The organism is Streptomyces ovatisporus (assembly GCF_042653885.1).
Lineage (GTDB): Bacteria > Actinomycetota > Actinomycetes > Streptomycetales > Streptomycetaceae > Streptomyces > Streptomyces ovatisporus.
In genome coordinates this window covers 96009-116567 of the sequence record NZ_JBHSFH010000005.1, presented here as the reverse complement: position 1 = coordinate 116567, position 20559 = coordinate 96009, and the positions used below count along the sequence as shown (strand labels likewise).

The 20559-nt window shown below is 71.6% G+C and carries 15 protein-coding genes and 2 pseudogenes; 12 read left to right on the top strand and 5 right to left on the bottom strand.

The window, feature by feature from the left end; all coding sequences use genetic code 11:
* Window positions 1–433 precede the first annotated feature (433 nt).
* The 8 genes and pseudogenes from ACFPA8_RS08965 (at window position 434) to ACFPA8_RS08930 (ending at window position 10391) form a co-directional block, all read left to right on the top strand.
* Window positions 434–2341, top strand: coding sequence for an ABC-F family ATP-binding cassette domain-containing protein (locus ACFPA8_RS08965; RefSeq protein WP_386446259.1), 1908 nt, complete (start codon window positions 434–436; stop codon window positions 2339–2341).
* A 248-nt stretch (window positions 2342–2589) separates the two neighbouring features.
* Complete coding sequence (locus ACFPA8_RS08960) at window positions 2590–4449, top strand: outer membrane protein assembly factor BamB family protein (RefSeq protein ID WP_386444996.1); 1860 nt, start codon at window positions 2590–2592, stop codon at window positions 4447–4449.
* Window positions 4450–4699: 250 nt separating this feature from the next.
* Window positions 4700–5386, top strand: a complete 687-nt coding sequence (locus ACFPA8_RS08955; protein ID WP_386444993.1) for a response regulator transcription factor — start codon at window positions 4700–4702, stop codon at window positions 5384–5386.
* 261 nt (window positions 5387–5647) lie between these two features.
* Window positions 5648–6577 (top strand): annotated as a pseudogene (gene galT, locus ACFPA8_RS08950) (galactose-1-phosphate uridylyltransferase); the annotation flags it as partial.
* Window positions 6578–6649: 72 nt separating this feature from the next.
* A pseudogene (locus ACFPA8_RS08945) lies at window positions 6650–6814 on the top strand (galactose-1-phosphate uridylyltransferase); the annotation flags it as partial.
* Between the two features lies 1 nt (window position 6815).
* The gene (gene galE / locus ACFPA8_RS08940) at window positions 6816–7925 is read left to right on the top strand and encodes a UDP-glucose 4-epimerase GalE (RefSeq protein WP_386446256.1); all 1110 of its coding nucleotides are present in this window, start codon (window positions 6816–6818) and stop codon (window positions 7923–7925) included.
* Entirely contained in the window at window positions 7922–9076 is a 1155-nt protein-coding gene (gene galK / locus ACFPA8_RS08935; RefSeq protein WP_386444991.1) for a galactokinase, read from the top strand. Before galE ends, galK begins: the two co-directional genes overlap by 4 nt.
* Window positions 9077–9458: 382 nt before the next feature.
* On the top strand, window positions 9459–10391 hold the full coding sequence (locus tag ACFPA8_RS08930) for a LuxR C-terminal-related transcriptional regulator (RefSeq protein ID WP_386444988.1): 933 nt from the start codon (window positions 9459–9461) through the stop codon (window positions 10389–10391).
* A gap of 95 nt (window positions 10392–10486) precedes the next feature.
* On the opposite strand, the gene ACFPA8_RS08925 is transcribed toward ACFPA8_RS08930, so the two are convergent.
* Window positions 10487–11254, bottom strand: a complete 768-nt coding sequence (locus tag ACFPA8_RS08925; protein WP_386444985.1) for an SDR family NAD(P)-dependent oxidoreductase — start codon at window positions 11252–11254, stop codon at window positions 10487–10489.
* A gap of 220 nt (window positions 11255–11474) precedes the next feature.
* On the bottom strand, window positions 11475–11972 hold the full coding sequence (locus ACFPA8_RS08920) for a MarR family winged helix-turn-helix transcriptional regulator (RefSeq protein WP_386444982.1): 498 nt from the start codon (window positions 11970–11972) through the stop codon (window positions 11475–11477).
* Between the two features lie 111 nt (window positions 11973–12083).
* Between ACFPA8_RS08920 and ACFPA8_RS08915 the strand changes: the two genes are divergently transcribed.
* From ACFPA8_RS08915 to ACFPA8_RS08905, 3 genes are all read left to right on the top strand, one after another.
* Window positions 12084–12974, top strand: a complete 891-nt coding sequence (locus tag ACFPA8_RS08915; RefSeq protein WP_386444979.1) for a methyltransferase domain-containing protein — start codon at window positions 12084–12086, stop codon at window positions 12972–12974.
* Window positions 12971–13339 carry a VOC family protein gene (locus ACFPA8_RS08910; protein WP_386444976.1) on the top strand — a complete coding sequence of 123 codons (369 nt, stop codon included), beginning with the start codon at window positions 12971–12973 and terminating at the stop codon, window positions 13337–13339. The genes ACFPA8_RS08915 and ACFPA8_RS08910 overlap by 4 nt, the downstream gene beginning before the upstream one ends.
* Window positions 13340–13551: 212 nt before the next feature.
* The gene (locus ACFPA8_RS08905; protein WP_386446253.1) at window positions 13552–14568 is read left to right on the top strand and encodes a peptidoglycan-binding domain-containing protein; all 1017 of its coding nucleotides are present in this window, start codon (window positions 13552–13554) and stop codon (window positions 14566–14568) included.
* 147 nt (window positions 14569–14715) lie between these two features.
* On the opposite strand, the gene ACFPA8_RS08900 is transcribed toward ACFPA8_RS08905, so the two are convergent.
* Together ACFPA8_RS08900 and ACFPA8_RS08895 are read right to left on the bottom strand one after the other, a co-directional pair.
* Window positions 14716–15402 carry a TetR family transcriptional regulator gene (locus ACFPA8_RS08900; protein ID WP_386444973.1) on the bottom strand — a complete coding sequence of 229 codons (687 nt, stop codon included), beginning with the start codon at window positions 15400–15402 and terminating at the stop codon, window positions 14716–14718.
* On the bottom strand, window positions 15399–16403 hold the full coding sequence (locus tag ACFPA8_RS08895) for an acyl-CoA desaturase (protein ID WP_386444970.1): 1005 nt from the start codon (window positions 16401–16403) through the stop codon (window positions 15399–15401). Before ACFPA8_RS08895 ends, ACFPA8_RS08900 begins: the two co-directional genes overlap by 4 nt.
* 424 nt (window positions 16404–16827) lie before the next feature.
* Between ACFPA8_RS08895 and ppc the strand changes: the two genes are divergently transcribed.
* Entirely contained in the window at window positions 16828–19515 is a 2688-nt protein-coding gene (ppc, locus tag ACFPA8_RS08890) for a phosphoenolpyruvate carboxylase (protein WP_386446250.1), read from the top strand.
* 211 nt (window positions 19516–19726) lie between these two features.
* On the opposite strand, the gene ACFPA8_RS08885 is transcribed toward ppc, so the two are convergent.
* Window positions 19727–20242 (bottom strand): hypothetical protein, encoded by a 516-nt coding sequence (locus ACFPA8_RS08885; protein ID WP_386444967.1) that lies wholly within the window; start codon window positions 20240–20242, stop codon window positions 19727–19729.
* Between the last annotated feature and the right edge of the window lie 317 nt (window positions 20243–20559).

Here is a 20559-nt window from a genome sequence, read left to right as displayed (position 1 = left end):
ACGCCGGACCCGCAGCCGGGACGGCCGGGACGGCCGGGCAGCCGCGTCGGCCCGGAAGGGAGCGCCGACGCCGGCGTGACCGGTGACCGGAGCCACGCGCACGGACACGATGCGGGCCCCTCGGTCTGTGCGGCGCTCAGGACCGCCGTCCCCCTGCGCTCGAACCGGGCTGCTGCGCGGCGGGGTTGGGGCGGGGTTCCGGTGCGTCCTCTCCGGTCGCGCCCGGCCACGTCCTCTCCGGTCGCACCGTTCTCCGGCTGCCTGTCGGCACGCATCTCCCGGAAGACGGGCCGTCCGCGGACCGGTTCTCCCGCGCCGGACGGGCTCCACCCGGCGCGGCAGACGGAGCCGGCGGCCACCTCAGTACCCTGGAGGGCTGATGCTGGAGCTTCCCGTGCCCGAGGCCGGGGGAGCAGCGCGCGACAGGAGAGAAATGGCCGTCAACCTCGTCAATCTGGAAGCCGTGGGCAAGGTCTACGGCACCCGGGCGCTGCTCGACGGTGTCTCGCTCGGGGTGAGCGAGGGCGACCGCATCGGCGTCGTCGGGCGGAACGGGGACGGCAAGACCACCCTGATCCGGCTGCTGTCGAAGCTGGAGGAGGCGGACGACGGCCGCGTGACCCACTCGGGCGGCCTCCGCCTGGGCGTGCTCACCCAGCACGACTCGCTCGACCCCGCCGCGACCGTACGGCACGAGGTGGTCGGGGACATGGCCGACCACGAGTGGGCGGGCGACGCGAAGATCCGCGACGTGCTGACGGGTCTCTTCGGCGGCCTCGACCTGCCCGGCTTCGCCCAGGGCCTCGACACGGTCGTCGGCCCGCTCTCCGGAGGGGAGCGGCGCCGCATCGCCCTCGCGCAACTCCTCATCGCCGAGCAGGACTTGATCGTCCTCGACGAGCCCACCAACCACCTCGACGTCGAAGGCATCTCCTGGCTGGCCCGGCATCTGCGCTCGCGCCGCTCGTCGCTCGTCTGCGTCACGCACGACCGCTGGTTCCTCGACCAGGTGTGCACGCGCATGTGGGACGTCCAGCGCGGTTCCGTGCACGAGTACGAAGGCGGCTACTCCGACTACGTCTTCGCACGCGCCGAGCGGGAACGCATCGCCGCCCAGGAGGAGAGCAAGCGGCAGAACCTCGTGCGCAAGGAGCTCGCGTGGCTGCGCCGGGGCGCCCCCGCGCGCACGAGCAAGCCGCGCTTCCGCGTCGAGGCGGCCAACGCGCTGATCGAGGGCGAACCGCCGCCCCGGGACACTGCGGAGCTGATGCGCTTCGCCAACTCCCGGCTGGGCAAGACCGTTTTCGACCTCGAGGACGTCTCCGTGCAGGCCGGGCCGAAGATGCTGCTGAAGCACCTGACCTGGCAGCTCGGCCCGGGCGACCGGGTGGGCCTGGTCGGGGTCAACGGCTCGGGCAAGACGTCGCTGCTGCGGGCGCTGGAGGAGACCGCGCGCAGCGGTGGCGAGCGGCAGTCCGGGCTGGTGGCGGGCGGACGCATCAAGGTCGGCAGGACGGTGAAGCTGGCGTATCTCTCGCAGGAGGTCGCCGAGTTGGACCCCGGGATGCGGGTTCTGGAGGCCGTCGAGCAGGTGCGCGGCCGCGTCGATCTCGGCAAGGGCCGGGAGATGACCGCTTCGCAGCTGTGCGAGCGTTTCGGCTTCGTGAAGGAGAAGCAGTGGACGCCCGTCGGGGACCTCTCCGGAGGCGAACGGCGCCGGCTGCAGATCCTGCGTCTGCTCATGGACGAGCCCAACGTGCTCTTCCTGGACGAGCCGACCAACGATCTCGACATCGAGACCCTCACCCAGCTCGAGGACCTGCTCGACGGATGGGCGGGCTCGCTCGTCGTCATCTCGCACGACCGCTTCTTCCTGGAGCGCACCACCGACCGGGTGTTCGCGCTGCTGGGGGACGGCACCCTGCGGATGCTGCCGCGCGGCATCGACGAGTACCTGGAGAGGCGTGCCCGGCAGCGGGAGGCCGTGACGGCGCCGGTGAAGTCGCCCGGCGGCAGCGGCACTCCGGGAGCCGGCCCCGGTGGCGGCGGTGCCTCGTCCCCGTCCGGAGGAGGCGCGTCGGGGGGCGCGTCCGGAACCGCTCCGGCGAAGTCCGCTCCGGCGAAGCCGGCCGCCGCCGCCCGCGCGGAGCAGAAGGAGATGCAGCGCATCGAGCGTCAGCTGGAGAAGATCGAGGAGAAGCAGTCCGTGCTGCACTCCGCGATGGCCGAGCATGCGACGGACTTCGCCCGGGTGGCGGACCTGGACGCCGAACTCCGCCAACTCACGGTGCAGCGCGAGGAGTTGGAATCGCGCTGGCTGGAGCTCGCCGAAGGGCAGTGACGCGGGGGGATCCCGCCGGTCCCCGGCAGGCGGCGCGGGGCGTTAACGGCAGGGCAACGGCTCCGTCTCGAGGACGTTTCGGCCTCTGCTCCCCACCGGGAACCGGACCGCCGGTTCGTGCTGTCCGGTGATAGAAAGAGCTTCCGCTTACAGAGCCATCCGAAGGCGGGCCTGATGTCCGATTCGCTCCGCCCTACGGGGGTTTGAGGGGCGGACGTCCGGTCTGTTCATCAACGAGGGGACCCGTCATGTCGCAGCCGCCTCCGCCTCCACCGCCGAACCAGCCGCCCGGCGGTGCCTCCCCGGACGAGCCGGAGGGTCCTCCCTCCCTGTCCAAGGAGACCCCGGACCAGAAGACCCCGGGCCAGCAGGCCCCGGACGGTCCGGGGCAGCAGAGCCCCGAGCAGCAGTCGCCGGATCAGCAGGCACCTCAGGCTCCCGCGCAGCCGCCGCAGCAGGGCGGGTTCGGTGCTCCGCCCCAGCCGCCCGGCGGGGGATACGGCTATCCCCAACAGCCGCCCTCCGGCGGTGGTTACGGCTATCCGCAGCAGCAGGGCGGTTTCGGCGCCCCGCCCCAGGGGCCGGGTTACGGCTTCCCCCAGCAGCCTCCGCACGCCGGTTACGGCTACCCGCAGCAGCCGGGTCAGCCGCCTGGTCAGCCTCCGTACGGTCCGGGCGGCCCCGGGATGTATCCGACGGCGCCTCCCGGCGGGTACGGCCCGGGTGGTCCCGGTGCCCCCGGGGGCGGTGCCAACGGCAAGGTGATCGCGATCATCGCCGCCGCGGTCGCGGCGGTGGTGGTCATCGCCACCGTCGGCTTCTTCCTGGTCAACGACGACAGCGACACGGAGTCCCGGAAGAAAAACGGGCCCTCTCCGACGGGCGGCGAGAAGCCCGCGTCCGCCGAGGGCAAGGAGCTCTTCAAGATCAAGTCGCCGACGATCTCCAGCGACCGCCCGGCGAGCGTGCCCGGGGCGTGGGCCACGGACGAGATCTTCGCCAAGAGCACGGTGCACGGGATCATCGGCATGGACGCCTCCAGCGGCGAGGAGGCCTGGAACGTCGAGCTCGACGGTGAGGTGTGCGCGACCTCCAGACACGTCGCGGACGACGGCAGGACGGCACTGATCTTCAAGGAGAGCAAGGCCGAGCGTGCGGACTGCACCCAGATCGCCGTCATCGACCTCGACGACGGGAAGAAGACCTGGCAGAAGTCGCTGCCCGACGGCGACATCGTCAGCGCCAGCGGCGTGAACCTGACCATCAGCCAGAACGTGGTCGCCGCCAAGTGGATCGGCGGCTCGGTCGGCTACAAGGTCACCAGCGGCACCCGCCTGTGGCAGTCCCTCGAACAGGGCAACTGCGAGGACGAGGGCTTCGCGGGCGGCAAGGTGCTGATGGCCGTCGTCCGGTGCGGCAGCTACTCCGACCCGGTGCTCAAGGTGCAGAAGGTGGACCCGGAGACGGGCAAGTCCACCTGGGAGTTCGACGTCCCCAAGGGCGTGGAGCGTACCCGCATCATCTCCACCGACCCCGTCGTGCTCGCCATCAGCGCCGGCACCAGCACGACCACGGACGTGATGACGGTGGGCGAGGACAAGAAGCTGAAGGCGAAGATCTCCCTGGGCGACCGGAAGTACGACCCCGGCTGCTACACCGAGGTCGAGTCGTGCGCCTCCGTGGCCGTCGACGAGAAGTTCGTCTACATGCCCACGGGCACCCACGAAGGCCAGACCTCGTCGACGAACGAGATCATCGCCTTCGACTTCGAGACCGGCAAGCCCGAGTGGAAGTCGGACGCGGGTGAGCAGCGCACCATGATTCCCGTGCGGGTGCTCGACGGGAAGCTCATCGCGTACAAGAAGCCGACGTACAGCGGCAACGGCGGCCAGGTCGTCGCCATCGACCCCGAGGGCAGGGGCAAGCAGGAGATCTACCTGGAGAACCCCGGTGGCTCGTCGCGGACGGAGAACAACTTCGCCGCGATCTCGATGCGCGAGCCGCCGCTCTACCAGAACGGGCGTCTCTTCCTCCACCACACACTGATCTCGAGGAACAGCGTCAACAGCTACGCCCAGTACCTCGGCATCGGTTTCGGCGCCGAGTGACGGCGTGACGTATCGGCCCCCGGCGCCCGGTGCAGGGCGCCGCGGGGCCGGACTCCGCTCCTCCGCCGTCTCCGCGCCCTTCTCTCACCGAAGGGGCGCGGAACGGCGGACGAGCGTGTAGCTTCCGGGAGCACAGGAGAGGGGCTGTGCCCGGGTGGGGTCTCACGGCTGCCGCACGGCGGCCCGGGGCACCGAGCCCGTCGGGCGAGGGGAGGGTGCGGCCCCCGCGGGAGCGTGGGGGTTGTTGCGCATGGGTGTCCGGCTCATGGTCGTGGACGAGCACAGACTGCTCGCCGAGGCTCTCGCCTCGGCGTTGAAACTGCGCGGGCACCGTGTACTCGCCGCTGCCGCGCCCAGTGCCGGCGCGGCGGACCTGGTGCTGAGCCGGGCGCCCGAGGTGTGTCTGCTGGGCACCGCCTCGCCCGCGGAGGCGGGCGTCTTCGACCCGGTGGTCCGCATCAAGCGGGAGAAACCGCAGATCGCCGTGGTGGTGCTGGGGCCGGTGCCCAGCCCGCGCGGTATCGCCGCCGCCTTCGCCGCGGGGGCGTCCGGCTATGTACGGCACGACGAACGCATCGAGGGCGTCGAACGCGCGATGATGAAGGCGCGGGCGGGAGAGTCGGCCGTGGCGCCGCAGTTGCTCCAGGAGTCCTTCGCGGAGCTGCTCAATCCCGTCGCGGAACCCGACGACGAGGGTGCCCGCCTCCTTCAGATGCTCACGCCCCGCGAGGTGGAGGTGCTGATGCGCGTCGCCGAGGGCGAGGACACGAGGCTCATCGCCGAGGGGATGCGCATCGCGCCGAGCACCGCGCGTACGCATGTGCAGCGGGTGCTGATGAAGCTCGGGGTGGGATCGCGGCTGGAGGCGGCGGCGCTCGCGGCGCGTACGGGGCTGCTGGAGCGGGTCGTCGCACGCCCCGGTGCTCCGCTGGACTGAGCCCGGCGGGACGCGCGCGACGGCACGGAGATGGTGCGTGCCTGCCGTTGCCGTGCCTGCATCATGGTCCTTCTCCGGCTCTCTTCGCCGCTCCTCGGTCACTGTTCATCCGTGTCCGGGAGGCAGGTCCCGGCGTGCCCGCATCGGGGCGCGCCCTTCGCCGTCGTCTGCCGGCGGGTGGTCCGTCCGTCCACCTCCGGATGTTGGGATCTGATTTCTTGTGTGCGATTATGTTCGGGTCGGAAGGTGAGGAGTAACCCGTTGAAGAAGACGTCGAACCGGCTCGCCGACGGTCGCGAGATCATCTACTACGACCTGCGCGACGACGCCGTCCGCGACGCGGTCGACGAACGCCCGCTGGAGCGCACGGACACGGCCTCGGAGATCCGCTTCGACCCGCTGCTCTCGGAGTGGACGGCTGTCACGGCGCACCGGCAGGGCCGTACGTACCACCCGCCGGCAGACGCCTGCCCCCTGTGCCCGACGCGCGACGGCCGGCTGAGCGAGATCCCCGAAGCCGACTACGACGTCGCCGTCTTCGAGAACCGCTTCCCGTCCTTCACCGGCGGCCCGGGCCCCGGACCGGCCGACGCACCGTACGGCCTGTTCGCCCACCGTCCCGGCGCCGGCCGCTGCGAAGTCGTGTGCTTCACCCCCGACCACCAGGCGTCCTTCGCCTCCCTCACCGACGGCCAGGCCCGGCTGGTGCTGGACGCCTGGACGGACCGGACCGCCGAGCTCTCCCAGCTCCCCGGCGTGGAGCAGGTCTTCTGCTTCGAGAACCGGGGCGAGGAGATCGGCGTCACCCTCCAGCATCCGCACGGGCAGATCTACGCCTATCCCTTCACCACCCCCCGTACCGCGCGCATGCTCGACTCGGTCGCCGGCCACGCGGCGCGCACCGGCGGGCGCAACCTCTTCGACGACGTGCTCGCCGCCGAACTGGCGGACGGCAGGCGCGTCGTGTGCGAGGGGCGGCACTGGGTCGCCTTCGTCCCGCACGCCGCCCACTGGCCGTACGAGGTGCACCTCTACCCGCGGCGGCGGGTCCCCGACCTGCTGGGGCTGAGCGAGGAAGCACGTGCGGAGTTCCCGGGGATCTATCTGGAGCTGCTGCGCCGCTTCGACCGGGTCTTCGGCCCGGACGAGCCGCCGACGCCCTACATAGCCGCCTGGCACCAGGCGCCGTTCCTCTGTCCCCGGTACGGACAGCGCCACGGGCAGGACGACGGTGCGGCGGCTGCCGTGCGCCCCGAAGCCTCCGTGACCCGCGAGGACTTCGCGCTGCACCTCGAGCTTTTCACCATCCGACGGACTTCCGGCAAGCTGAAGTTCCTCGCGGGTTCCGAATCCGGGATGAACGTGTTCATCAACGATGTGCCGCCCGAGAGCGCGGCCGAGCGACTGCGAGAGGTAGCGAGTGACTGAGATGCCCCCCACGGCGGCCCGCGTGCCGGGATCCGTGCCTCCGCGCAAGTACCTGGTCACCGGCGGAGCCGGCTACGTCGGAAGCGTCGTCACCGCGCACCTGCTGGAGGCGGGGCACGCGGTGACCGTCCTCGACGACCTCTCCACAGGCTTCCGGGAGGCGGTCCCCGAGGGCGCCGAGTTCGCCGAGGGCCGCGTCCAGGACGCGGCGAGGTGGCTGAAGAAGGCCGGCGGGGACGGCGGCCGGGGCCGGGCCGCCTACGACGGTGTGCTGCACTTCGCCGCGCACTCGCAGGTCGGGGAGTCGGTGCAGGACCCGGAGAAGTACTGGCGCAACAACGTGGGCGGCACCATCGAACTGCTCGGTGCCATGCGTGAGGCGGGCGTACGCAGGCTCGTGTTCTCCTCCACGGCCGCCACGTACGGCGAGCCCGCCGTCTCTCCGATCTCCGAGGACGCCGCCGAGGCACCGACCAACCCCTACGGCGCCTCCAAGCTCGCCGTCGACAGGATGATCAGCAGCCACTGCCGTGCCTACGGCCTGTCCGCCGTCTCGCTGCGCTACTTCAACGTGGCGGGCGCGTACAACGGTCACGGCGAGCGGCACGACCCCGAGTCGCATCTCATCCCCCTCGTGCTCCAGGTCGCGCAGGGCCGCCGGGACGCGATCTCCGTCTTCGGCGGCGACTACCCGACGCCCGACGGCACCTGCGTCCGCGACTACATCCACGTCGCCGACCTCGCCGAGGCCCATCTCCTCGCCATGGACGCGATGACTGCGGCGGACGCCGGGCAGCCGGCTCCCGGCGGAGCGTCCGGCGGTACGGCCCGGCGGCGTGTCGACCCGGGCGAGCACCTGATCTGCAACCTCGGCAACGGCAACGGCTTCTCGGTCCGCGAAGTCGTGGAGACCGTGCGGAAGGTCACCGGGCACGACGTGCCCGAGGTCCTCGCCCCCCGCAGGGACGGCGATCCGGCCACGCTGGTCGCCTCCGCGCAACGCGCCGCCGAGCACCTGGGCTGGCACCCCTCGCGTACCGACCTCGCCCAGATCGTCCAGGACGCCTGGGACTTCGCACAGCAGCTCGCCCGGCGGACGGGCACCGCATGACGGAAGGCTTCCGAGAGGTCTACGGGGGCCGGCCCGACGGTGTGTGGGCGGCCCCCGGCCGGGTCAACCTGATCGGCGAACACACCGACTACAACGACGGTTTCGTCATGCCGCTCGCCCTGCCGCAGACCTGTGCCGTCCAGGCGGCCCGCCGCGACGACGGTGTGCTGCGGCTGCACTCCTCGGACGTGCGGGGCGGCGTCACGGAACTGCGCGTCGACTCGCTCGCCCCGCTGGGCGCCACCGGCGACCGCGGTGGCTGGGCCGCCTACCCGGCGGGCGTGGTGTGGGCGCTGCGGGCCGCCGGGCTGCGGGTGGGCGGCGTCGACCTGCACTTCGAGAGCACCGTGCCCACCGGGGCGGGGCTCTCCTCCTCCGCGGCGCTGGAGGTCGCGACGGCTGTCGCCCTCAACGACCTGTACACACTCGGCCTCGACGCGCCCCGGCTCGCCCAGCTGTGCCGGCGGGCGGAGAACGACTTCGTCGGGGTGCCCTGCGGCGTCATGGACCAGATGGCCTCGGCCTGCTGCACCCCGGGCCACGCCCTGCACCTGGACACCCGCGACCTCACGCGGAGGCAGGTGCCCATCGATCTGGCCGCACAGGGGCTGCGGCTGCTGGTCGTCGACACCCGCGTGAAGCACTCACTCGGCGACGGCGCCTACGCCGAGCGCCGAGCCGGCTGCGAAGCGGGTGCCGCCGCCCTGGGCGTCCGGACACTGCGCGAGGTGCCGTACGAGGAGCTGCCGCAGGCGCTGGAGCGTCTCGGGGAGGAGCGCCTGCGGCGCCTCGTACGGCACGTGGTGACGGAGAACCACCGCGTCAGCGAGGTCGTACGGCTGCTGGACGCGGGGCGGACGCGCGACATCGGGCCCGTGCTCAGCGAGGGGCACGCCTCGCTGCGTGACGACTTCACCGTCTCCTGCGCGGAACTCGACCTGGCCGTCGAGGCCGCCGAGAAGGCAGGCGCGCTCGGCGCGCGGATGACGGGAGGCGGCTTCGGCGGTTCGGCGATCGTGCTCGCCGAGGCATCGGAGGCGGCAGCCGTCGGCGAAGCCGTCCACGACGCATTCGCGAAGGCGGAACACCGGGAGCCGCGTGTGTTCGAGGCCGTGCCGGGGGGCGGCGCCGGACGGATCACGGCCTCTTGACGGGCCCGTCGGCCCGCGGCCTCTGACTGGCGGGGGCGTACGCGTCGGTGGCCGGCTCCCGTCTGATCCGCCGTTCCGGGGCACCCGGGTCCACCGGCGCCAGGAGCCGACGGGCGCCCGGAGTCCGCCCGGCACTTTCGCCAATCGGTTTCGGTAGTCACACCGCGGCCTTACCCTGAGTGTGATGCATCGCACCGGTGGGGGCCGGTGCCTTATTCAGGGGGCGAGAGCGCCGGGCAGCACGCCGGGCAGCGCTTGCCGGGTGGGACAGCAGAGGCGCGGCGGTGTCCGCCCCACGAGCTTCGGTGGGGGAGGAACTCCCAACTCGCGCGGATCTCTTCCCTCCGCACCGGGTGACGTACCCGCACTGCCAGGGGGTGCCATGCAACGTATCCGGGTGCTGGTGGTCGACGACCACCGCATCTTCGCCGAGTCACTGGCCGCGGCGCTCGCGGCCGAGCCCGACGTCGAGGTCACAGCGGCAGGCAGCGCGCCGGCGGCCTTTCGCTGCCTGGAGCGGGCGGCGGTGGAGGGGCGGCAGTTCGACGTCGCGCTGGTCGACGCCGATCTCGCCGCGCCGGGTACGGGCGGTGCGGCGGCCACCGCACCAGCGGTGCCCAACTCCGGTTCCGTGGAACGGAGTTCACCCGCGGGTGGTGCCGCTCCCGCTGTGGGCCCCCATCCCAACGGCGTCAACGGGCAGTTGTCGGCCGTCGTGCAGCGGGACGGCACCTCGGGCACCACGGGCGGCGGATCACCGGGCGGCACCACGGCCGGAGCGGCGGTTCCGCGGGCCGCCGCCCTGCCGGAGACCAAGCCGGGCGGCATCCCGCTCGTCGGCCGCGTCCGCACGGACCACCCCGCCGTACGTACGGTCGTCCTCGCCGAGCGCGACGACCCACGCCAGGCGGCGTCGGCCCTGCAGGCCGGCGCCTGCGGCTGGGTCGCCAAGGACTGCTCGCTCTCCCGGCTGCTCCAGGTGATCCGGGGCGTGCTCAAGGACGAGACGCACCTTCCGCCCGCCCTGCTGACGGGCGTCCTGAAGGAGCTGACCGCTTCCCGCAAGCACCGTACGGAGAGCGAGCAGCTCGTGGAGTCCCTCACGCCCAGGGAAAGGGAAGTGCTGCGCTGCATGGTCGCGGGGCTCGGCCGCAAGGCGGTGGCCGAGCGGCTCTATCTCTCGCCGCACACGGTCCGTACGCACATGCAGAACGTGCTGGGCAAGCTCGGCGTGCACTCGACGCTTGCAGCCGTGGCGCTGGCACGGCGGGCCGGAGTCGGCCCCGCAGACCTCGAATCGAGCGCCGCGAACTGAGACCCCCGGCCGAACACCGGGCACCGAAGGCCCGTGCGGCGGCCCGAACTGCCCGCGTGCGGGCCCGGACTGCGCGCGTGCCGGCCGGGCGCGGCTCAGAAGGAGTTCTTGCAGACGCTCCAGCCGCCGTCCACGACGAGGCTCGTGCCCGTCACGTAGGAGGCGTCGTCGGAGAGCAGGAAGGCGATGGCCGCGGCCACTTCGTCGGGGTGGCCGTGCCGCCCGGCGACGGTCTCCCGGACCGTGCGGCGCATGTCCGCCTCGTCCACGCCGTCCCACGCGCGGGTGAGGACGGGGCCGGGCAGCACGCAGTTGACGCGGACCATCGGCCCGTAGTCGACGGCGAGTTGACGCCCCAGACCGGTGAGCCCGGCCTTGGTCGCCGCATAGGCGGGGCGGGCGGGAAGCCCGAAGTGGGCCTGGACGGAGGACGTCAGCACGATCGCCCCCCGCCGGGCCCGCAGATCCGCCAGGCACGCCCGTACGCCGAGGAACGCGCCCGTCAGGTTCACCCCTAACTGCCCTTCCCAGTCGGAGAGGGAGAGCGCGTGGGCCGGGCCCGGCCGCACGAGCGCGGCGTTGCTCACCAGCCCGTCGAGGGGGCCGAATCCGTCGTGGGCGGTGCGGACGGCACGCCGCCAGGCGGGTTCGTCGGTGACGTCGCCCAGTACGAAGGCCGCGCGGGAACCCGATGCGGTGATCTCCCGGGCCGTGCGGTGGCCGCCTTCCTCCTCGTTGTCGAGGATGACCACGGCGGCACCCTCGTCCGCCAGCCTGTGCGCGGTGGCGGCACCGATGCCCGCGCCACCGCCGGTGACGAGGACGGTGCGCCCCGCGAAACGATCTGAATGACGTCCGCCCATGCGAGGGATGCTACGGGCTGTGCACCACCGGATGCACCGGGGCACTCCGCCGACCGGGTACGGGGCCAACAGCGGTGCGCCGCCTGCGGGTTCATATCGGGACGACTGGGATCACCCGGCTGCCACGAATGGGCCGACCGATCAGATGCCCGCCCTGGGGAAGCCCTCGTGCTGCGAGCCGCCGGTTCCCTTCCCGGCGGGAAGGGAGCCGGCGGGACCGTCAGCCGGGGATGTTGTCGAACGGCGCCGTCAAGTGGCGCAGCAGTGACGCGAGTTCGGCGCGCTGCGCGGAGGAGAGTTCGGCGAGGATGGCGCGTTCCTGGTCGAGCAGACCCGCCAGCGCGCTGTCGCCGCGGTTGCGGCCCTCGGCGGTGAGGCGTACCAGGACGCCGCGGCGGTCGCTGGGATCGGGCAGCCGCTCGACGAGGCCCTTCTTGGCGAGCCGGTCGATGCGGCTCGTCATGGTGCCGGAGGTGACGAGCGTCTGCGTCAGGAGCTGGCCGGGGGAGAGCTGGTACGGCGTGCCGGCCCGGCGCAGCGCCGTGAGGACGTCGAACTCCCAGGGCTCCAGGTTGTGTTCGGAGAAGGCGATGCGGCGCGCGCGGTCGAGGTGACGCGCGAGCCGGCTGACGCGGCTGAGTACCTCCAGGGGTTCCACGTCGAGGTCCGGGCGCTCGCGGCGCCAGGCTGCCACCAGTCGATCGACCTCGTCCTCCATAGTGATCAGTGTAGTAGTTGTGTCGACGTGAAGTCTCTTGACATCGAGACACCAAGTCTGAAGCATTACTTCTCTCGATGTCGAGATACCTCGTTCGGAGGCGCGACCGCCATGACGTCACCCGCCTGGGACCCCCACCAGTACCTGCGCCACGCTGCGCCGCGTGTACGGCCCGTCCACGACCTGCTGGCCCGCATCCCGCCGCTGCCCGACGAGCGGAATCCGCGTGTGGCCGACCTCGGCTGCGGACCCGGCGGTCCCTCGCTGCCGCTGATCGAACGCTGGCCCGGGGCGCACGTCACCGGCTACGACAACTCACCGGCCATGCTCCGCGAGGCACGCGCCCACGCGGAGAAGACGGCGTCGGGCGGCCGGCTGGACTTCACCCACGCCGACCTGGCCACATGGCGGCCCGCGCCGGGGGAGACCTTCGACCTTCTCTTCTCCAACGCCGCTCTCCACTGGGTTCTCCCTGCCGGAGGCGAGGGACGGGTCCTTCCCGACGCAGGCAAGGGAGACGTGGCCGGCCACGAGGAGTTCTTCCGCCGGTGGACCGCCGCTCTGCGGCCCGGCGGCGTCCTCGCCTTCCAGGTGCCGGGCAACTTCGGATCTCCGAGCCACACCCTGCTGCTGGAGCTGCGTAATTCCCCGCGCTGGCGTGACCGGCTCGGCACCGGGGCACGGGGCGGCGCGGTCCTCGACCCCGTCGGTTACCTCGCCGCCCTGACCCCGCTGGGCTGCGACGTCGACGCCTGGGAGACCACCTACGCCCACGTGCTCCACGGCGAGGACCCCGTCCTCGACTGGGTCAAGGGCACGGCCCTGCGTCCCGTGCTCACCCTCCTCGAGGACGACCCGGCAGCGCGGGAGCAGTTCCTCGACGAATACGGGGCACTGCTCCGCGAGGCCTATCCGCCGCTGCCCGGGGGCACTTCGGCCGGGACGGTCCTCCCCTTCCGCCGCGTCTTCGTCGTGGCGGTGAAGAGGGAGGCGGAACGGTGATCGACTCCCTCGACCACGTCCAGCTCGCCGCCCCTCCCGGTTCCGAGGACGCGCTGCGTGCGTACTACGGGGGGACGCTCGGCATGACGGAGATCCCGAAACCGGCGGCGCTGGCCGCACGCGGCGGCTGCTGGTTCGCGGCGGGTTCCGTGGTGCTGCATCTCGGCATCGAGGAGACCTTCCGCCCGGCACGGAAGGCCCACCCGGGAATCCGGGTACGTGGCATCACCGCTTTCGCGGCCCGCCTCGTCCGCGCCGGAATCCCTGTGACCTGGGACGACGACCTTCCCGGGCACCGGCGCTTCTACTCCGAGGACCCGGTCGGCAACCGCCTGGAATTCCTGGAGCCCGATCGGCCGCGGTGAGCGGCGGGTCGCCGGTGGCGCCCCTGTCGCCGTCCCGAACGTCCGTCATGTGGCGTTGATGACGACTCCGTTTGTGGTGGAGCCGTGAAAATTTAGCTCCCGCGTCAGGAGTTGACGTGAACTGGACAACGATGTGAGCTCCGCCGCACCTCCGGCCCGTCCGGGTGCGGCGGACAACCGTCCCCCCACTCGCAGGAGGTACCGCCGTGCTCATGTCCGGAATGGGCCGCAGAGCCAGAATCTACGCGGCCACCGCCGTCGCCGGCGCGGTCACCGTACTCGTAGGCGTGGTCGTACCGGCCTCGTTCGCCGACGCTCCCAGCGCGGCCGCCCGGACCGCCGCCGCCGAGCAGAAGCAGAACGCCGCGGCGGAGCTGAGCCCGGAGGAGATGCTGCGCCGCGCAGCCACGTGGCTCACCGCGAACAACGGTTCCCAGGTTCCCTACAGCCAGACGAAGACCTGGTCGGACGGCTACCGCCAGGACTGCTCGGGCTACGTCTCGATGACGCTGGGCCTGTGGAAGTCCGGCCCGAACACGGTGGAGCTCGCCTCCAACCGGGAACTGACCACACCCATCGGCCTCGGCGACCTCAGGCCCGGCGACCTGCTCATCGACGCGGACGGCTCCAACACCACCCGCCACGTGGTGATCTTCGAGAAGTGGACGGACTCCTCGCACTCCGCGTACTCCGCCTTCGAGCAGCGAGGCGGCCACGGTACGGACCACCGCGTCCTGGACTACGGCCTGGACTCCGGCAGCGAGTACAAGCCCTACCGCCCCGTGAAGCTGACCGGCGAGGCGCCGCCCGAGACGCCGCCGTCGGCGCAGTGGCCGATGCTCACCCAGGGCGACAGCGGCGCGGACGTCACCGCCGCCCAGTACCTGCTGCGCGACCACGGCCACATGACCGACGCGGACGGGGCGTACGGGCCGAAGACGGCGGAGCAGGCGAAGGCGTTCCAGGCGGGAGCAGGACTCGTCGCCGACGGGGAGATCGGTCCCAAGACGTGGCCGGAGCTGGTCGAGCCGGTGAAGAGCGGTGCTCAGGGCGACGCCGTGCGTGCTGCGCAGACGCAGCTGAACGTCTACGGCGCCGGCCTGACCGTCGACGGGGAGTTCGGTCCGGCGACGGAGAAGGCCGTCACCGACTTCCAGAAGGCGCACGGGCTGACCGTGGACGGGCTCGTCGGCCCCCGGACGTGGGAGGCGCTGGTCGGCACCCGCTGACGCGGAGTCCCGTAAGGCCATGACGAAGGGGCGCCCCCCGTGCCGATCGGGGGCGCCCCTTTTCTTGTGCCGTGGAGTGTCTCTGCGGTGTCCCGTGCTGTGATTCCCGGCGCCGGCCCGTACGGCGTCCGCACCGGCCGGAGGCGGTCAGCTCCGCCGGTGACCTATGAGACGGGGCTTGGCCTCCAGCCCGTCCAGGCCGTGCCAGGCGAGGTTGACCAGATGGGCCGCCACTTCGGCCTTCTTCGGCTTGCGGACGTTCAGCCACCACTGCCCGGTCAGGGCGACCATCCCGACCAGCGCCTGCGCGTACAGCGGCGAGAGCTTCGGGTCGAAGCCCCGTGACTTGAACTCGCGGCCGAGGATGTCCTCGACCTGTGTGGCGATGTCGCTGATCAAGGACGCGAAGTTGCCCGTGGACTGGGCGACGGGCGAGTCCCGCACCAGGATGCGGAAGCCGTCCGTGTAGAGGTCGATGTAGTCGAGCAGCGCGAACGCCGCCTGTTCCAGCAGCTCGCGCGGGTGCCCTCCGGTGAGGGCACCCGTCACCATGTCCAGCAGCTGGCGCATCTCGCGGTCGATGACGACCGCGTAGAGCCCTTCCTTGCCGCCGAAGTGCTCGTACACGACCGGTTTGGAGACCCCTGCCTTCGCAGCGATCTCCTCCACGGACGTGCCCTCGAAGCCGCGTTCGGCGAAGAGGGCACGTCCGATGTCGAGGAGTTGCTCACGGCGTTCTTTCCCGGTCATGCGGCGCCGCGCGGCGCGCTTCTCCTTCTTGGGCGCCCTGGCAGGTTTGGCGGTGCTGTCGTCGATCGGCACAGCCTCCATCATGCCGCTTGGCCGGACTGCTCCTTGCGGCGGGAGTCGATTCGCTCACTGCTCGGCCAGCGCACGTCGTACGCCCAGCCCAGCTTCTCGAACCAGCGGATGATGCGGGCACTGGAGTCGAGCTGGCCCTTCTCCACGCCGTGCCGTGCACTCGTGGGGTCCGCGTGGTGCAGGTTGTGCCACGACTCACCGCAGGACAGGATCGCCAGCCACCACACGTTGCCCGACTTGTCGCGGGACTTGAAGGGGCGCTTGCCCACGGCGTGACAGATGGAGTTGATGGACCACGTCACGTGGTGCAGCAGCGCCACACGGACCAGCGAACCCCAGAAGAACGCCGTCAGCGCACCCTGCCAGGACATCGTCACCAGACCGCCGATGGCGGCGGGCAGCAGCAGAGTCACCGTGGTCCACAGCACGAACTGCCGGGAGACGGCGCGGATCACCGGGTCCTTGATCAGGTCGGGGGCGTACTTGTGCTGCGGTGTCTGCTCCTCGTCGAACATCCAGCCGACGTGTGCCCACCACATGCCCTTCATCAGGGCGGGGACGGTCTCGCCGTAGCGCCACGGCGAGTGGGGGTCGCCCTCGGCGTCGGAGAACTTGTGGTGCTTGCGGTGGTCGGCGACCCAGCGGACGACCGGGCCCTCCACGGCCAGCGAACCGAGGATCGCGAGGGCGATGCGCAACGGCCGCTTCGCCTTGAAGGAGCCGTGCGTGAAGTAGCGGTGGAAGCCGATGGTGATGCCGTGGCAGCCGATGAAGTACATCGCCGTGAGCAGGCCGAGGTCGAGCCAGCTCACCCCCCAGCCCCACATCAGCGGCACGGCCGCCACCAGTGCGAGGAAGGGGACGACGATGAAGAGCAGCAGAGCGATCTGCTCGGCCGAATGGCGCTTGTCACCGCCCAGGGTCGCCAGGGAGGCGGGTGCGGCGGAGCCGCCCGCGGCGGGTTTGCTCTCGGTCTCGGGGGAGTCGAGTACGTCGGGGGGGCTGCTGGTCATAGATGTCCCTTGTTCAGAGCGGTAAGGGGTAGGAGTCGGTCGTCGGAGTCGGAGCAGGTCGGGAGCGGGTACCCCCGCAAGCCCTACGGAACCGTAACCTACGGCTTCGTAAGTATGGCAGCCATGCGGGCCCTATCAAGAGGGGGTCTGCAGTGCGGGCGCCGTGCTCACCCATCGGACGGCACGTCCGGACCCTGAGTAGCCCCGCCTATCCTTGGGAGGCGTCGGACAGCGCGGTCCGCGACCTGCCAGAAGCGAACGCTGCAAAGAGCTGCAAGGAGCCGCACCTGTGAGCAGTGCCGATGTGAGCCGTGCCGACGACCCCGGGCATGGGACCCCGACCGACTCCGGAGCCCGCTCCACGACCGGGGCCCAGTCGCCCGGCAGCGCCGACGCGACTCCCGAGACCGAATCCACGACCGCTCTGCGCGCCGACATCCGCCGCCTCGGCGACCTGCTCGGCGAGACCCTCGTACGGCAGGAGGGCGCCGAACTGCTCGACCTCGTCGAACGGGTACGGGCCCTGACCCGCAGCGACGGTGAAGCAGCCGCAGCGCTGCTGGGCCGCACCGACCTGGAGACGGCGACCAGACTGGTGCGGGCCTTCTCCACGTACTTCCACCTCGCGAACGTCACCGAACAGGTCCATCGCGGCCGCGAACTGCGCACCAGGCGAGCGGCCGAGGGCGGCAACCTCTCCCGCACCGCGGACATGCTCAAGGACGCCGACCCGGCGCATCTGGCCGCCACGGTGCGCAACCTCGGCGTACGCCCCGTCTTCACCGCACACCCCACCGAAGCCGCACGCCGCTCCGTCCTCACCAAGCTCCGCAAGATCGCCGAACTGCTGGAGCACACCGACCCCACCGACCGCGGCCGCACCGACCTGCGCCTCGCGGAGAACGTCGACCTCGTCTGGCAGACCGACGAACTGCGCGTCGCACGCCCCGAACCGGCCGACGAAGCCCGCAACGCCGTCTACTACCTCGACGAGCTGCACCGCGGCGCCGTCGGCGACGTCCTGGAGGACCTGGCCGCCGAACTCGAACGCGCCGGCGCCCCCCTGCCCGCCGACACCCGCCCCCTCACCTTCGGCACCTGGATCGGCGGCGACCGCGACGGCAACCCCAACGTCACACCTGAGGTGACCTGGGAGGTGCTGCTCCTGCAGCACGAACACGGCATCACCGACGCCCTCGAACACGTCGACGAGCTGCGCGGCGCCCTCTCCAACTCGATCCGCAACAGCGGCGCCACCCCGGAACTGCTCGACTCCCTCGGCCGCGACCTGGACCGGCTGCCCGAGATCAGCCCCCGCTACAAGCGCCTCAACGCCGAGGAGCCCTACCGCCTCAAGGCCACCTGCATCCGGCAGAAGCTGCTCAACACCCGCGACAGGCTCGCCTCCGGCGCACCCCACGTCGACGGACGGGACTACCTCGGCACCACCGAGCTCGTCGAGGACCTGAAGCTGCTCCAGACCTCGCTGCGCGCGCACCGCGGCGAACTCGTCGCGGACGGCCGCCTCGAGCGCGTCCTGCGCACACTCGCCGCGTTCGGCCTGCAGCTGGCCACGATGGACGTACGGGAGCACGCCGACGCACACCACCACGCCCTCGGGCAGCTCTTCGACCGGCTCGGCGAACAGTCCTGGCGCTACGTCGACATGCCCCGCGACTACCGGCAGCGTCTCCTCGCCAAGGAACTGCGCTCCCGCCGTCCGCTCTCACCCTCGCCCGCGCCCCTGGACGCGGCAGGCGCCAAGACCCTCGGTGTCTTCACCACCGTCCGCAAGGCGCTGGAGACCTTCGGGCCCGAGGTCATCGAGTCGTACATCATCTCCATGTGCCAGGGAGCCGACGACGTCTTCGCCGCGGCCGTGCTCGCCCGCGAAGCCGGACTGATCGACCTGCACGCGGGCTGGGCCCGCATCGGCATCGTCCCGCTGCTGGAGACCACCGACGAGCTGAAGATCGCCGACGAACTCCTCGACGCGATGCTCTCCGACCCCTCCTACCGCAAGCTGGTCTCCCTCCGCGGCGACCGGCAGGAGGTCATGCTCGGCTACTCCGACTCCTCCAAGTTCGGCGGCATCACCACCTCCCAGTGGGAGATCCACCGCGCGCAGCGGCGGCTCCGCGACGTCGCCCACCGGCACGGCGTACGGCTGCGGCTCTTCCACGGCCGCGGCGGCACCGTCGGCCGCGGCGGCGGCCCCACACACGACGCGATCCTCGCCCAGCCCTGGGGCACCCTCGAAGGCGAGATCAAGGTCACCGAACAGGGCGAGGTCATCTCCGACAAGTACCTCGTGCCGTCCCTGGCCAGGGAGAACCTGGAACTGACCGTCGCCGCCACCCTCCAGGCGTCCGCGCTGCACACCGCACCCCGCCAGTCGGACGAGGCGCTGGCCCGCTGGGACGCCGCCATGGACACCGTCTCCGACGCCGCGCACGGCGCGTACCGGCGGCTCGTCGAGGACCCCGACCTGCCCGCGTACTTCTTCGCCTCCACCCCCGTCGACCAGCTCGCCGAGCTCCACCTCGGCTCCCGCCCGTCCCGGCGGCCCGACAGCGGCGCCGGACTGGACGGACTGCGCGCCATCCCCTGGGTGTTCGGCTGGACGCAGTCCCGCCAGATCGTCCCCGGCTGGTTCGGCGTCGGCACCGGCCTCGCCGCCGCCCGCGAGGCAGGACTCGGCGAAGTACTCGAAGAGGCCCAGGAGCACTGGCACTTCTTCCAGAACTTCCTCGCCAACGTCGAGATGACCCTCGCCAAGACCGACCTGCGCATCGCCCAGCACTACGTCGACACCCTCGTGCCGGAGGAGCTCAAGCACGTCTTCGACACGATCCGCGCCGAACACGAACTGACCGTACGGGAAGTGCTCCGCATCACCGGAGAACGCGAACTGCTCGACGCCAGCCCGGTGCTGAAGCAGACCTTCGCGATCCGCGACGCCTACCTCGACCCGCTCTCCTACCTTCAGGTGACGCTCCTGCACCGGCAGCGTGCGGCAGCCGAACGCGGCGAGGAGCCCGACCAGATGCTCAGCCGCGCTCTGCTGCTGACCGTCAACGGCGTCGCGGCCGGACTGCGCAACACCGGCTGAACACCCCGCAGCACTCCGGCAGACAGACGGCGCCGCCGCAGCGGGGAACCACCCGCCGCGGCGGCGCCGCAGTCGTACACAGAGGACGTTCCCCGGGAACCGGCGCGTGGAGGACCGGCGCGTGGAGGACCCGCGCGTGGAGGACCCGCGCACCGAGCACCGGCGCGCACAGGCCGCCCGCCGTACGGAGCAGCCGCCGGCAGACGGAAGTTCAGAACGTCAGCAACGCCCAGGACGTCATCGTCAGCGCGGCGCCCAGCAGCCCCAGCACCAACGCCGTACCCCGCCACCGCAGTCCGACCGCCACGACCAGCGCGGCCAGCAGCAGCGCGCCGCCGAACGGCACCGCACCGTAGAGAGCACCCGCCGGGCCCGTACGCACGGCCTCCCCGGAGTCCGGCTTCAGCGCCACCTGCAGACGCTCACCGACGACCCCCGACACGGACTCCGCGATCGTCACCCGCCGCACGCCGGAACCACCGCCCGACGCGGGCCGGAACGTCCCCGAGCATTCGTCGTCGACGCACCTGGCCACCTCCACGGTGCCGCGCTGGTCACCCGTGAGAGCGGGCCCCGCCGTCTTCCACGACGTCCACCCGCCGGCCGCCAGCACGAGCAGACAGACGAGCACCAGCACGATGTTGCGGACCAGGAGAAGCATCCCGAACGCGCTCTCCCCCGCCCTGCGGGTACGGCTGCGCTTGACGGTGCTCGTCGAGGAGGACATGGCCGAGATCCTTCTGGGAAACCTACCGGCGGGTCAACCACCGGGCCTGCCGGGAAGACAAAAGGACGGAACGCCCCGCCCGCAGACCAGAGCGACGACACCACCGGCACCCCGGCCCCGGCAGGGCAGCCGACGGGAAACACGCAGGAACAGGCCGAGCTCCAGGGCACGTCGTTTGGATCTTCGCGGGCTCGCGACGCCCGGCCCGCCCATCTGCTGCGTTGTCGGAGTCGCCCGAGTACGCCCAGTACGAGGGCGATCCTCCGCCTGGCATCTGGACGCACCGGACGCCGCTCGCCGACCCACGAAGATCCAAA